12 protein-coding genes are annotated in these 14,551 nt (G+C 31.7%); 3 read left to right on the forward strand and 9 right to left on the reverse strand.

Features of this window, described 5'->3' with window-relative positions:
- Nucleotides 1–99 precede the first annotated feature (99 nt).
- Nucleotides 100–693, forward strand: a complete 594-nt coding sequence (locus WMO31_RS10250; protein ID WP_367999649.1) for a hypothetical protein — start codon at nucleotides 100–102, stop codon at nucleotides 691–693.
- A 1-nt stretch (nucleotide 694) separates the two neighbouring features.
- Nucleotides 695–3,076 (forward strand): tetratricopeptide repeat protein, encoded by a 2,382-nt coding sequence (locus WMO31_RS10255; protein ID WP_367999650.1) that lies wholly within the window; start codon nucleotides 695–697, stop codon nucleotides 3,074–3,076.
- Nucleotides 3,077–3,102: 26 nt separating this feature from the next.
- Here the strand turns inward: WMO31_RS10255 and glyA are convergent, their stop codons facing one another.
- Nucleotides 3,103–4,329 carry a serine hydroxymethyltransferase gene (gene glyA / locus WMO31_RS10260; protein WP_367999651.1) on the reverse strand — a complete coding sequence of 409 codons (1,227 nt, stop codon included), beginning with the start codon at nucleotides 4,327–4,329 and terminating at the stop codon, nucleotides 3,103–3,105.
- A 496-nt stretch (nucleotides 4,330–4,825) separates the two neighbouring features.
- Here glyA and WMO31_RS10265 point away from each other — a divergent pair, with 496 nt between their 5' ends.
- Nucleotides 4,826–5,764, forward strand: coding sequence for a tyrosine-type recombinase/integrase (locus tag WMO31_RS10265; RefSeq protein WP_367999652.1), 939 nt, complete (start codon nucleotides 4,826–4,828; stop codon nucleotides 5,762–5,764).
- 46 nt (nucleotides 5,765–5,810) lie between these two features.
- Here the strand turns inward: WMO31_RS10265 and WMO31_RS10270 are convergent, their stop codons facing one another.
- From WMO31_RS10270 to WMO31_RS10305, 8 genes are all read right to left on the reverse strand, one after another.
- Nucleotides 5,811–6,674: a BRO-N domain-containing protein gene (locus WMO31_RS10270; protein ID WP_367999653.1), complete on the reverse strand. Its 864-nt coding sequence runs from the start codon at nucleotides 6,672–6,674 to the stop codon at nucleotides 5,811–5,813.
- 69 nt (nucleotides 6,675–6,743) lie between these two features.
- On the reverse strand, nucleotides 6,744–8,306 hold the full coding sequence (locus tag WMO31_RS10275; RefSeq protein ID WP_367999654.1) for a recombinase family protein: 1,563 nt from the start codon (nucleotides 8,304–8,306) through the stop codon (nucleotides 6,744–6,746).
- 90 nt (nucleotides 8,307–8,396) lie between these two features.
- On the reverse strand, nucleotides 8,397–8,579 hold the full coding sequence (locus WMO31_RS10280; protein ID WP_249377485.1) for a hypothetical protein: 183 nt from the start codon (nucleotides 8,577–8,579) through the stop codon (nucleotides 8,397–8,399).
- Between the two features lie 15 nt (nucleotides 8,580–8,594).
- Complete coding sequence (locus WMO31_RS10285) at nucleotides 8,595–8,720, reverse strand: DUF3789 domain-containing protein (protein ID WP_303999341.1); 126 nt, start codon at nucleotides 8,718–8,720, stop codon at nucleotides 8,595–8,597.
- Between the two features lie 518 nt (nucleotides 8,721–9,238).
- Complete coding sequence (locus WMO31_RS10290; protein WP_367999655.1) at nucleotides 9,239–9,715, reverse strand: sigma-70 family RNA polymerase sigma factor; 477 nt, start codon at nucleotides 9,713–9,715, stop codon at nucleotides 9,239–9,241.
- 197 nt (nucleotides 9,716–9,912) lie between these two features.
- Complete coding sequence (locus WMO31_RS10295; protein ID WP_303999338.1) at nucleotides 9,913–10,782, reverse strand: ABC transporter ATP-binding protein; 870 nt, start codon at nucleotides 10,780–10,782, stop codon at nucleotides 9,913–9,915.
- Nucleotides 10,772–13,207 carry a hypothetical protein gene (locus WMO31_RS10300; RefSeq protein WP_367999656.1) on the reverse strand — a complete coding sequence of 812 codons (2,436 nt, stop codon included), beginning with the start codon at nucleotides 13,205–13,207 and terminating at the stop codon, nucleotides 10,772–10,774. Before WMO31_RS10300 ends, WMO31_RS10295 begins: the two co-directional genes overlap by 11 nt.
- Nucleotides 13,200–14,444, reverse strand: a complete 1,245-nt coding sequence (locus WMO31_RS10305; RefSeq protein ID WP_367999657.1) for a hypothetical protein — start codon at nucleotides 14,442–14,444, stop codon at nucleotides 13,200–13,202. Before WMO31_RS10305 ends, WMO31_RS10300 begins: the two co-directional genes overlap by 8 nt.
- Nucleotides 14,445–14,551 lie beyond the last annotated feature (107 nt).

Here is a 14,551-nt window from a genome sequence, read left to right on the forward strand (position 1 = left end):
AATAAAGGATAACTTACAATTATCAGCTATTTGCTTAACAAGTTAAGTATAATTAATGTAAAAATAAAATATTGTGATATAATACAAATGGGTGATATTATGTCAATTGCAGGAGAAAATATACATAAGTTTAAGTACATAGATTTTGAAACAAATAGTACTCTGCCGAAAGAAATAGAAGTTTATATAACTAGAAAAATCATAAGTGTTGAATCAAAACATGTTGCAGATTTACAAGATAACACTGGGATATTTTTTGAATATTCTAAAAAAGTCGGTTATATGAACACGATTTTGGGAAACCATAGAAACTCAAGTATAAAAAATGAATATGCTCGTATAAAAAATATGAGCGCATCTGAATGTGAGAGAGCTATTCGTTTTGTGATTACTAAAGACGAAAGATTATGGGCTGATAATACACATTGGGCATTAGCATACTTATTAAAATACGGTTTGAAAACTACATTATTAGATATCCCAACTTACATTATTGATTTTAGGGATTCAACACCTGTAGTTTTTGACAAAAGTGGAGTTGTATTTGATAGTGTTTTTGATATCAAAAGTTCCATTGCGTCAGCTAATAGAATTCAAGAAAGATTAACCATAGGATGGAGACATTTAGAAGTATCGTATACAATAAAGAATTTATATAATGATATTCTATCTATTATTAGTTTTGGGTGTTAATATGTCAAAGATTTACATAGATTCTCTAAAACATCTATATAGGAATGAGGAAAAAGATATTCTGAATTATGTTAATGGTAATAATATGAAAGGCCATATTTCTATATTTGGATTATCCGGTTCCGGAAAAACAGAAACAGTTTTTATTTCATTAAATAATATTAAACAAAACAACTTATATTCTGCATGTACCGTTTTACACTATGACTGTTCTTCTCTTACAGAGGATTGCTCTAAAGATCTTTTCTATAATCTGTTAATTTATAAACTTTTACAAAAGAGCAATTCTAACCAATTTAATAAAACATATGTTACGAGCGATTGTAGCTTTTTATCATTTTTAGATAGAGAAAATTATAAAGAAGAAATTAAATCAAATGCTAAAAAAGCATTAATCGCATCTCTTTCTTTAATTCCGACAATCGGACCTTTAATATATAGAATACTAAACACTAATGATGATAATCTGAAAAAAGAGTATTATTCTAATGAAATTCTTTTTAATGATTATTTACGCTATTTAAGCAATAAAACAGGAATTATTATTTTCGTTGATAATATTCAATGCCTACCTCAAGAAATAACAAAAGATTTCTTTGAATTAATTCGTCAATTAGAGGGAAATGTGTTGTTATTCACTTCTTATACATTAAAGAACGAAATAGATATTACCAAAAAGTTAGTTCAAGACCAAAGATTAGATAGTGAAAGTTTAACATTAAAATTAAGCTATATTACAATTGATCAATTTGAAGAAATATGTAATAAAAATCTAAATTTACAGCAGTTTTTTTATGTAAAAGAACGAATAAAGTATTTTTACTCATTAGTCCAATATGGCAATATGAGAGAGGTAGATGAATTTATCTTTCAGATAAAACAACATGGAACAAATAACATAACTGATATTCCTACGTTACATGGAATAAAAGCACTTGATGAAATTAAGAAAGACATAGTTAATCTAGCTGCACTATTCCCAGAAGGTATAAAACTATCTTTCATAGAACGTATAGTTAAATATAATCATAATTGTACCAAAATGCAATTTCAACAAAGTATTTCAAATCTATGCAAGATGAAATATATCCTGATAGGTGACAATGAAACCCTTAAGGTAGAACACGAAAAAATATCACAAGCCAGCAGAGATAATTTAGAATCAACTGATGAAGAAGAAAGGTTTATTGAGCTATTACATTCATGCAAAAAAGTATTTTCAGATATTCTATACGAACAAATAGATGATAGTGATTTCGTTTTTTGCATTAACGGATTACTTGAACTTGAAAAACAATTCAACTTTTTAGAACACTTAGGCGCTCTTGAAAAGTATATTAACATATTATATGATAAATTTAGGTACTTCCAAATATGCCAACTATACAGAAATTTATCAAGTCGCATAAATGATAAGAAGATTATTTTACTGTTTACGGTCAACTCTATTTTAAAAATACTTGATTCATTTCAAAAAACAAGTTGTTTTTCTGAAGGACTCGAAATAACAGAGCAATTAATTAAATATTACAATGTTGAACTTTATAAAGCGAAATTTTTACTACAGTCATATAAATATGAGAAAACTATAAAAGTGTTAGCAAACAGACTTGATAATTATGAAAGTTGGAGTATTTATTTGAACGCTTTACAACATTTAAGAATGGATAGTTTGGTTAAAGAGAAGGTAATAAATTTAATTAATAATTACAATGAATATGTCGATGTTGAGTATTATTATATAATACTTAGAAATTCAGGACATCTTTTCGAATTTAAACAAGCAATAAAGAATCTTGAGGCTTCTTTAAATTATTTCGAAAAAAACAACAATGAATTTGTAAAGTCTACTTGCTTGAACAATATTGGAATTCTGTATCTATACAGGGGCCAAGATAAAAGAAATATTCAAATTGCACGGAATTATTTTAAACAAGCACAAAAAATAATGTCTATGTTAAAGTCTAACGAAGAATATCAATCAAATATAAATCTAGGCGTAAGTTATTTTTGTGAAAATAATATCCCATTATCTCTAGAATATTTTGAAAATGCACTAACCATCGTACCAAAGAATCTAACATTTGATATTATTAAATTAAAATGTAACATTTTGATATGTAAATACATTTTAAATTTTAAAAATTTGATTGATATACGTAAGGAACTATTGAATCTTTATTCGGATGCAGAAGATTTACCTGATCCATGGATAAAGTTATTATGTATGTATAATTTATTTATCGTTGAAGATAAAGCTATTTCGAAAGATAGCGAAATTTTAAAAACGTATCCTGGTGATATATATACATACGGATTAATAGTAAACTACCAAAACAGCAAAAAATTCATGCTGGGAATATCGCCCCATTGGAGGTATTAATTTTTTATATGTGATAAAAATTATTGCTATTGAATTATTTTATATTTTTTTATAATTTCTTTTGCTAGAAAAATATCAATAACTTTTTTTTGAGTAATAGTTGATGCAATCAATGAAGCTATTTGTCGATATTCTTCTTCAGGCATATTTAGAGTTGCTAAAGTTAAGATTCCTATTCTGATGCCAGAAGCTAAACTTGCCTTTCTGGTATCATTAGGCAATTGGTTGCGATTTACTAGAATGTGTTGTTCTAACAATAAATCTTCGTAATCTTTCCCAGTCAAATTCATCTCCTTTAAGTCTATTAAAATTAAATGTGAATCAGTTCCATCAGTATATAATTTTAGATTGTGTTCCTTGAGAATTTTAATGAAAACTTGTGAAATTTTTAAAATATTATCTGTGTAACTGTCCAGGTCTATTGAGTTTAACTCTGCCAGCATTATGGTTTTTGCGAGAATTTCATTGAATTTTGGGGCTCCCTGAACAATAGGAAATGTAGAATGGTTAATTTTATTTTTGTACTCATTTTTGCACATTATTATCCCACCACGAATACCTCGTGTTGTCTTGTGAGTCGTGAAAGTAATAAAATCTGCATAACCAAAAGGTGAAATATGTTTTTTTGCTGCAACATAAATTGCAGTGTGAGAAATATCAGCAAGTAGTAATATGTTGTATTTATTGCATATTTCATGCAATTTAATGTAGTCGATTTTTCTAGGATATGAACTAGCTCCTGCAATCAATAATTTAGGTTTTTTACTTTTACAGAGTCTTTCTATTTCGTTATAGTCAATTAAATCATCTTTATTAACGTTATATGAAAATATATTGCAAAATGTTTGTAGATAATAATAATGGGAAACATGTCCACCGGATTTTGGATCCATTACTACAACATTATCTCCATATTTTAGAATTGATTGGTAAACAATTTGATTTGCTTGTGTTCCTGAATAGGCTTCAATATTACAATAATAGCCTTGACATTGAAACAATTTTTGCAAATATTCTTCAGCTATTTCTTCAAGAGCATCAATATCTTTGCAAAGAGGGAAAAATCTATTCCCCCTACTTCCCTCTGAAGGGTTAAGGTTGAATGGTGTGTTCATAGCTTCTAAAACAGATGGAAACGCATAATTAGCGCTACCTATGAGATTTATATAATTGTTCATTTGGTTATATTCGTTATCGATAATATATCTAATCTTTTCGAATCTATTTCCTAAAAAGTTTTCTAAATGATACATTTTAATTTCCTTCTACTCAATGGCACAAATACCTACTTTATACTCGCATAATAATCCTTAAATTGTTAAGCAAATAGCTGATAATTGTAAGTTATCCTTTATTCATTATTTTCAGGTAAGGTCAATAATACATTTCTGTTAACAAAATACGCTACACATCTTACATTCAACTGGTATATGTCTATGTAGTGCTTAATCTCATTCTAAGAAAAAAGTATTAAGCCTTAACTAAATCTATATTTTGGGTATGTAATATAAAAATATTTATAATCACCCTTTATGGTATTAATTATAACATAATTTGACAAATATTTAAATAACTTTTACGCAAATCAGTTATAAAATTTCACACGGTATTTTTATGTATTTTGCATAATAGAATCTTGTTCACTGCTTTATAAACATACTTTTATGCAAAATAAATCTAGGCATTTGAATAGACTTTCTTTGTTTTCTATTGCATAATAATTTTATTAAATATAAGGAGCTATATGCGATGGAAATAAAAAATGTACAAGCAAATAATCTAACAACTGATTATCTAAACTTTTGCCTTTCAAGAAAAAATCTTGATCAGAAAACGATAAAATCATACACTATTGATTTAAGGCAGTATTTTGAATTCACTATGGAATCTGCTATTGAATGGACAAACAAAAAATCCATTGAGCAATACATTGATTTACTGCATTTTAAGTACAAACCCAAGAGTGTGAAGCGTAAAATTGCTTCGCTAAAAGCATTTTTTCACTATCTTGAAATTGAGGAACTTATTGATATTAACCCTTTTCATAAGATACAAATCAAGTATAAAGAACCCTTTATTCTCCCAAAAATTATTCCCATAAATAATATTGAGCAAATTATTAGGTTTGCTTATCTACAACTTACCAAAGCTAAAACTGACTATACTAAGAAAGTTGCTCTGCGGAATACACTCATACTTGAATTACTGTTTGCCACCGGAATGAGGATTTCAGAATTATGCACACTCACGACTGAACAAATTGATTTTAATGATTACATAATCAAAATTTACGGAAAGGGCTCAAAAGAACGCCTGATTCAAATCTGCAATCAAAATGTTCAGGAGTTGCTCAAAAAGTATAATCAATCATTTAAATTTGAAATAGCAAACAACAAATTTTTCTTTATAAATAGACTCGGCAACCGTCTATCTGAACAATCTGTTCGTAATATGATTACCAACTATGCAATCGGTGCAGAAGTGCCGCTGCACATTACTCCGCATATGTTTCGTCACTCTTTTGCAACTCTACTGCTTGAAGAAGATGTTGACATACGCTATATTCAACAAATGCTGGGTCACAGCTCCATTACCACAACGCAGATTTACACACATACCAGCATCAACAAACAGAAAAACATCCTTTCTGCCAAACATCCGAGGAACAAACTTGAAATCGGGATATAATAAAAGCCTTGCGGGATTTTTTAACTCACAAGGCAATCAGAATACTTTATTCACTTTTATCAAAATCATTTTCTATTACATTGGAAATGAGATTTGAAAAATCGACGGCATTTTTTGAAGTAATCACAGGTTTTCCTGTTCTTTCCTCGATATCTTTTCGTGCATTTCCGGCGACTTCTCCGCCATCTTTTGCAACACTTCTGTTTTCAGAAAAAGATTGAGGATTTTTCTCTTTGGAAATCTCAGTTGTGGTAGCTTCTGCCAACATATTCAGTACCAACTCAAGCGTACTCATATTATCTCTCAGGTTTTCCTTTTTCAATCCTTTGAGATTTTTATACTGGCGGGTTGTCATTCCTGACCACGCTTTTGTAATTTCATCAGTCAGAATTGCATATTCTACACCCTGCTTTACACCACGAGAATCCCATTCATCAGTAAGCTCTTTTCTCACCTGTATAGCCTGAAGTCTTTGATTTATCCACTCTCTGCTATATCCTTTTTTCAGGTATGTTTCAAGAGCTCTCTCTATGGTAAGTTCGGGATCAATAGTTTCATCTATTCTTTCTCTGCCAACTTCTGCAAGCCACATTTTAAATGGTTCTGCTTTTGGTGACGGAATAGATTGAATTATTCTCAAAAGTTGCTCTGTATTTGCAACATCCGTCTTGTAATTTTTACCATCCTTAGGAGATTGCATTTTCAGTTGTACGATATTTTCGTACAACTGGTTTGCTCCTTCAGCTTTAAGCTTTCGCTTAAGATCGCTCCAGTAACGACGAGGTTCGTTACTGTCAGTCAGAACTGAAATTACATCAACTATGGAAAAATACCATTCTTCTTCCGACTCATTCCACGCAGTACGAATCTTTTTATCTTCAAAAATTTGTATCTTATTTTCTTCGCTCATATATATTCACCCACTTCTAACCTAAAATTATTATAGCAGACTGAGTTTACAAATTCAATCTATTAAGCTTTATAGAGATAGGAATTGTTCATAATTAAGGTCGAAGACAATCTCTAATTCGTATCCCCGTGATACTTTCACTTCTCTTATGAGCTGACAAGCTATCATTTTCTTCTGTTCCATTGTGGAGTTATCAAACTCATCAGCCCAAGTTCTGAACTGTGAATAATAAAAATCAAGCTTGCCCATTGCATTTTGCTGATTGGCAAGCTTGAACTTTATATCACTTAATTCAAATTCTTTTTTATGGAGTAAATCGTTTGTATTGTCAATAGAAGCTGACAGTATGTCTGGAGTAAAGCGGCTTTCGCCGAGTAAAGAGCGTCCTATTTCGGCAGATAATTCCACTACCTGTCTTTTTAGTTTATCAATCTCTTTTTCAATCTTAGTTTGCTTTCTCTTATATTCCGATATTTCTGACTTATAGCGTTTTTCGAGTGCTATATCTTTCGGTGTTGATTTGATTTTAGCGAGATAATCCCTCAGCGTTGCAAGCACAGCACCGTCAATTCTGTGTGCCACATAAGCCGACTGTCCGTCACAAGCACCTCGTTTCATTGCTTTATTTGTGCAAATGTATCTCTGCCTGCGAACCTTATACTGACTGCCATCTGCTCTATCATATTTATCAATGTAACTTGTTGATACCATCTTTTGACCGCAATGAGCGCAATAGATATTTCCGGAAAGTAATGTACTGCCTTTGGTAGTCCTTGCTATCTGTTGCTTTTCTTCATTCTTTGAGGAGCGTTGTTTCAGTATGAACTGAGCTTGGTCGAAGATATTTTCATCTATGATATGCAGTCTTTCTATATACGGTGATTCAACACCGCCTGACACAAGATAACCGCAGTACAGCCTGTTCTTTAGAATACGATTAACCGTATTACATTGAAATTTGCTGTTATTATGGGTTCTGATTCCGTGACTGTTCAGGTAGTCAGCCATTCGATATGAACCATAACCCTCTTTGACTGTCATCTCAAATATCTTCTTGACTATCGGAGCTTCATCATCGTCAATGACTATGTCCATAAGCTCTTTTCCCTTTTTATTGATTTCACCGCTTTTTATAAGTTTGTAGCCGAATGGGGCAACACCTCCGGTAAATTTGCCGTCCAATGTCATCTGGTTAAGACGAGTTTTAACACGAGCTGACGTTTTCTGGCTTTCACCGTTGGCTTGCCAAAATCGTATGTAATTCATAAGCTTATCCACATGATTATCCATACGCTGTTCGCCCTCGTTAACGCTCCACATCTCTATGCCGTGTTTGATGAACCATTCGACGACAAACGGGGTTTCGTCATCAATTCTGCCTATTCTGTCAAACATAAAGACAAGAAGTACATCGAATTCTTTCTTTTCTGCGGCAGCTTTCAAATCCTGAATAGCATCTCGATCACTTGCCGAAACCTTAAAGCCTGACACGCCTTTTTCCTGAAACTCTTTCAGAATTGTCCAGCCATTGCGCTCTGCGAATTCTCTGCACGAGGTTTTCTGCATTGGAATATCATCTTTATCAACCTGACCTTTGGTTGATACTCTGTACAAGCAATATACTCTTTTCATTTTATCACCCTTTCATACGATTTTTGCAAACCAACAATACTACATAATTTTTATAATATCCAGCAAATCTGAAAAATAACTTAAAGAAATTCAGCATCCAATCTGAGTTTTCATTCTGTTCTCAAATGTATCCAAAAGATTTTCGAGAATATTCCTTTCAACATGGTTATTTCTGTTTTTAGAAAAGTAGATTGTGACCTTACAGTCGTTTATAACAGATTCTATTTTGTGTTCAGAATCAATTTTATTTTCATTTATATAGTTTTCGTTCAAATTACCACCTGTTCCTTATTTTTTGTTTTTGTCGTTTATATGATCTTCCATCTGCTCATCAGCTTTTGCCGCTGCATTGCACAGGCACATAATGCATACGCCAATAAATACTCCTATAAAAAGTCCTATAATAAATCCCAATTAAAACACCTCTTTCATAAAGTTTACTTTTCACCGCCCGACAGCAGAAGATTTTTAATTTTCTGCTGTCGGGATAACATCAATCGTTTTGGATAGTTCTAAATTTCACACTATCCGATTGTCGCTATTTATCCTCAATACCCTGCGACAAGGAACACATCAGACGGCTATTGCATATAGCTCCATTGGAATTTCACCACCGTGAGGATCTCCCACGGCCGCCATCTTTGGTTGCGACGGTTCTATCACGCTCGACTTTTGACTTGACGGAAGTATCATTATCCCCTCTGCCTGTCATCGCCGTCATTGAATTTACCTTTCAATGTCTGAGTCCTGAAGTTCTGTATAGAAGTTCGCTCATGTGGCTTGTCCGTACCGAACAGCAGAAGGAATGTATCTGATGTGCTGATATTTTATTTTCAAAGAGCAATATCTGTTCTCTGAAAAAAGAAAACAGGCGAAAGAAAATTAATCCTCTCACCTGTTTCCTCACTTAAAAGCTAAAACACACCCCTAATTTATGAATTTTTTAAAATATTTTTAATTTTTGCCACTGCGCGATACACGGATCTTTGAATACTTTGATAAGTACAGCCTTCTTCAAACGCTATTTCGTCAAAAGTTTTTTCTTCAAAATAATACTTTTTCAGTCTGCGTTTCTGCACTTCCGGCAAATTTTTTATCGCCATGTGCAAATTTTCCATATCCTGAGTATTATCCAAGTATTCTTCCATACATTCAACATTTATAGCGCCTCTTTCGTGTAATGTGCTTTCGTATATTTCAGAGTGTTCATAATGCCTGTCGTATTCATTCATCCAAGAAATATCTTCAAGCTCAAATTTATTAAAACTATCAAATATTTTCTTAGATATTAAAACTTTTTGAATACAATTATTAGCATCTGTAAATGAGATATAGTACTTTCCCTTTTCTGTATGTAATGTGTAAGGATTATACTTATCCTTTCTTCTTTTGGAACGTTTATTGTCCATATTTTGTCCTCCAATCAATCTGAATTCAAAAAATCAAATTGACTGGAGGACTCCTGCTCTTGTATAACAACAAAGTCCTTTCTGCTTTCAATGCAAAAAAGAGCATAAAAATACCGACAGGTAATAGCATTAAAAGCTAAAACCTGTCGGCATTTAACAAGCACATATTAAATATCTTCTTATTTTTTCTGTTTTTGTTATTTCCCGTTCTCAAACACATACAGATACAAATCCTCAAGGGTTGCTTTTACGGATTGTATTTTATAGTTTTCAGGTGGGATATCAGTTACTAATCTTACAATGATTTTTTCGTCGTTATGATAGAGATTTGACACACGGTAATTATCTTGAAAATATTTAAGTTCTTCCTTATTAATTTCGACTTCAAATACCTTATTTTCAATTTCTTTTGTAAGGTTGGTACAGGTATCATGCGACACAAGCTTACCGTTCTTGAGCAATATTATTTCCCTTGCGATAAACTCAATATCTGAAACTACATGTGTTGAAAACAATATAATCTTATCCTCAGCAATCTCACTTATAAAGTTGCGAATACGAATTCTCTCTTTCGGATCGAGTCCCGCAGTGGGTTCATCAAGCAGTATTACTTTTGGATTTCCAAGCAATGCCTGCGCCAGAAGAACACGTTGCTTCATTCCGCCCGAAAAAGAACCCACCTTTTTATGTGCTACATCGGACAAATTAACAAATTCTAACAACCTGTCAGTTTGTTCCTTTGCTTCATTCTTTTTCAAGCCTTTTAATGAGGCTATATATAGCAAAAAAGCTCTTGCTGATATCTGATCATAAAAACCTTGCTGCTGTGACATATAACCAAGATGTTTTCTGAACCTATTACCGAGTTTCAAAATATCTGTCCCGTCATATAAAATCTCTCCTGAGGTCCTCTTGACATTATCAGTAATCAGATTCATAAGGGTACTTTTACCTGCTCCATTTGCTCCGAGAACACCATATATTCCATTTGAGAGCGACAAGCTGAGGTTATCCAATGCACAGTTGTTACCATAGTATTTTGTTAAATTTTTCATTTCAAGTGTCATTACCAAACCTTCTTTCTTTGCACCATTTTTGTCTTGCAAAAAAGATAGATGATATTCCCAAGATAAGCATTAAAACAAGCTGAATAAAATAAGTTGTGCCATTAGATGACAGTATTAACTTCATTGAGGCTAATGGAGGAATAACCGAAATATAACCCCAAAAATCAATTCCAAGTATATAGAGCAGAGCAGGTACAACCAACAGAATTGTCGAGATAATCATACTAATCTCATATTTTCCCAATGTAGAAATCAAACATACAATGAAGCAAGCAGAAATCATAATAAGCAGTTTTGAAATATATAATCCTAATAGAAAAATAATAAGACTGCAATTAAAAGGAATTATATTCAGGAATTCAATACTGTAAATCGGAGCATTTAAGTTTTCAATCGGGTATCTGATGCATACGCTAATAACTTCTACACAACTTGTACATAGCCATATTATTAGGGTAATAATAGTTGCTGCCAGAACCTTTTTCCTAAACAGAAATTGGCGTCCTTTAAACGAAGACATAAGCACAGGATATACCATTGACTGCTTTTCATAGGCAAAAACATTTGACAAAATAATAATAATACAAAAAACAGAAAGTAATGCAAAGTTCTGTTGCCTTGAAAAAGCCTTTGAATCCAGCAGTTCAATGTATCCTTCTGGGTTTACAAGCCAGGCATTGTCACCTTGCTTTTCAGCATAATTTATACGCTCCTGTATAATATTCAGAGCTTCTCTTTTACTATCAAAAGCATCTGATTTCAAGACATGCGAATTATAGTTATTTTGAGTAATTTTACCTTCTCTATAATCCAAATATGCTTGGGCAAGTTCAGAATCCACTTTTTCAATTTCGTCTTTCAAATTCACAGCGTATTGACGCGCAAAATCTGTTAATTGTCCACTATATTTCTCATAAAATTCGTTAACTATGCTTTCTGTTTCACTTTGATAAATTTCTGTTGTATTAACAGTATTAAAAAGGACAAATATCAGCACAGTTAAAACTATCCATCCCTTTTGAATGATTAAGAGTTTATAAAGTTCATAGCCGATAATAGATATTTTTTCAACTATCTGCCAGTATAAATCAGCTAATTTTTTAAAGAACTTATTAAGCATATTCGTTAACTTATTTCCGTTAGATTCAGGGTATTTAAACGCAGAAACCAACACTGTTATTAATCCAAAAATGAGTATAAACGCTATTAAAGAGTAAAATATAAGCCAAAATCTGTTTATAACGATATTCAAAAAATTCAGGTTATGATATTTTGCAACTTCTGTTGTTGGATCCACAAAGCAAAACAAGTTTACGCATTTTAAAATAGACAAATTACTTTGGATTGGCAATAATTTATACAATGTAAATTCAACAGCCAATATTACACCGGCAAAACCCAATGCGATATTAATTGTTCTGATAAGTGAAATTATTAACCAAACAAAAAGTATTAGGACGAATTGAGATAAGGCACTTATAAAAATATAAAATGCAATAAATCCCAGTACTGACATCGGAAATACAAAATTTTGAAATTCCTGGATTGATTGAACACTTCTAAATACATCACCTATGCCACCGTATAACAAAAAAGATGTAATAAATAAAATGGTATATGCAATAGCAGTAGACAGAAAAACACTTACCGTCAGAATTCCTATTCGCTTGATTGCAAGTGAAAATCTTCCTTTTTTAGTAGCATGGATAATATTCCAAAGACCCGATTTTCTCTCTTGAATAAAAACTATGATGATAGCTAAGTTGAAAATAAAAATTATATAATGCACTAATCCAAAATTAACTACAGAAATAATTGGTTTATCATTACCAAGCTCAAGATCTATATGTTTTAGATTTGCGTAATCGTCCGCTGTTTTTTTAATATTTGAGTTAGACAGCGAATCAGCATTTGAAAAAATACTTATTTCGTTCATTTGTTCTGATTTAGAATCAATACTATCTAAATAATCCGGATAGTCAATGATATACTCAATTTGAGTTAAAACTTCCAGAAGCACGGCTTCTTTAGCCGAATAATCATTTTCCGAATATAAGTTTTTATTTTCATCATATTCTTTCGATATTTCCGGATATAAATTACGCAACTCTTCCTCTTTATCTTGCCATACGTCTAAGTAGTTGTCTTTGTCCTCCAGTTTCATTCTCTCAAAATTAATTAATGAATTAACAGTCGAAACATAATCTAATTGTTCCGACACGATGTTTCGCGCCTGCAAAATAGTTTTATTACTTAAGTCATTAAAAAATTCTTTCCTGTAACTGTTTAGCGTTTCAACACTACATCCATTTGAATAAGTATTTTGGTATTGAGTGTAAAGAAAAAAGGAGAAGCATATTGTCATCAGTATTAAAAAGCTGAATATTATTTTTTTATTTAAGAAAACTCTTTTAGATTCATTCATTTAAAATTACTTCCCCGGTATCCGATACAGTATAAATTGTTTTCCAATTATATTTGCCGGTTCCTATTTGATTTTTTGCGAACACCTTTAGTTTTCTATCAGTTGTTTCAATATATAGATTGTCTGAAAGTCCGCCTCTGAAAAATTCACAATCTGAAATAGGAATTGTATCTATTATTTTTCCGCCCGTACTAACAACAAATATTTTGTAAGATGAGGAATCTGTAATTTCATTATCCCAATTTGTCAGGTATAAGTATTTAGTATCACCAACTATCAGCCAAGAATCATCAGGTGCATCAATAAAATTAGAATTGTTTTCTCCATTAAGTTCACATTGAAAAAACTTGTTTGAATCAAAGTAATAAATCTTATTATTCATTACTGTATAACAACCCGTTGTATTTATTATTTTTTTAGTTTGACCTGAATGTATATTAAGACGACATATATACCCGTCCCAATTATCATAACTTTCATCAGTTGCATATGAATATGAAAAATACAAATAATCTCCGGCTCCGATAAATCTCGTTATAAAGACACCATTATCATTTTCCCTGAATACTTGTTCTACTTTTTTGTCATCTAAATTCATTCGAAACAGTTGTGTACCCTTCTGTGTGTTTAATGACCAAAAAGCATATTTTCTATGAATCGTAAACACTCCTATATTATTAATATCAGAAGTTTCAAATAATTTTAATACTTCTTCTCGTTTTGATGCATCCGAGCTAATTTTGTAGAGAGAAACCGAGTTGTCGCTGTCACTGCCTCTTCCTAGCATATAGATATTATCATTATAATAGGCATAACCTTTATCAAAATAAAATATACTATTTGGGAAAAATGCATTACAGTCGCTTTCCCCCTCGTCAACATTTGTTATGTGCTGACAGTCGGGTTTTCCGCAAGCGATAACAGCTTTTTGTACTTTGTTATCATAATAATATAATGTATTGTTATAAAAAGTGTACTCTCCGCTTCCATTTGATATGTTCATACCTGTTTTTGAAATAAAAAACGGCTGATCATCTTTGCCAATTTCAAACGATGTTTTTTCATAAGCCTGAGTCCCGTAGTCTGTTACTGTATCACCGTATTCATTTGATTTTAACCCGTTATTTATTCCGTTAGTTGGATCATCAGATACAGGCTGACTATTTCCCTGCTTACCACAAGCACTTAGAGAAGAGAAAGCAATTATTAATAATAAAACAGATAGAAGTTTTTTCATTTTAGTCACCATACAAATTGTAAAGTTTTTATATAAAATCAATTAGGGGGGAGTATAAACTCCCCCCTTTCTGTTCGAAATATGGTAGTTATACAAAATATTTATTT

This window comes from Ruminococcoides intestinale, assembly GCF_040095935.1.
In the GTDB taxonomy this organism is placed as follows: Bacteria; Bacillota; Clostridia; order Oscillospirales; family Acutalibacteraceae; genus Ruminococcoides; species Ruminococcoides intestinale.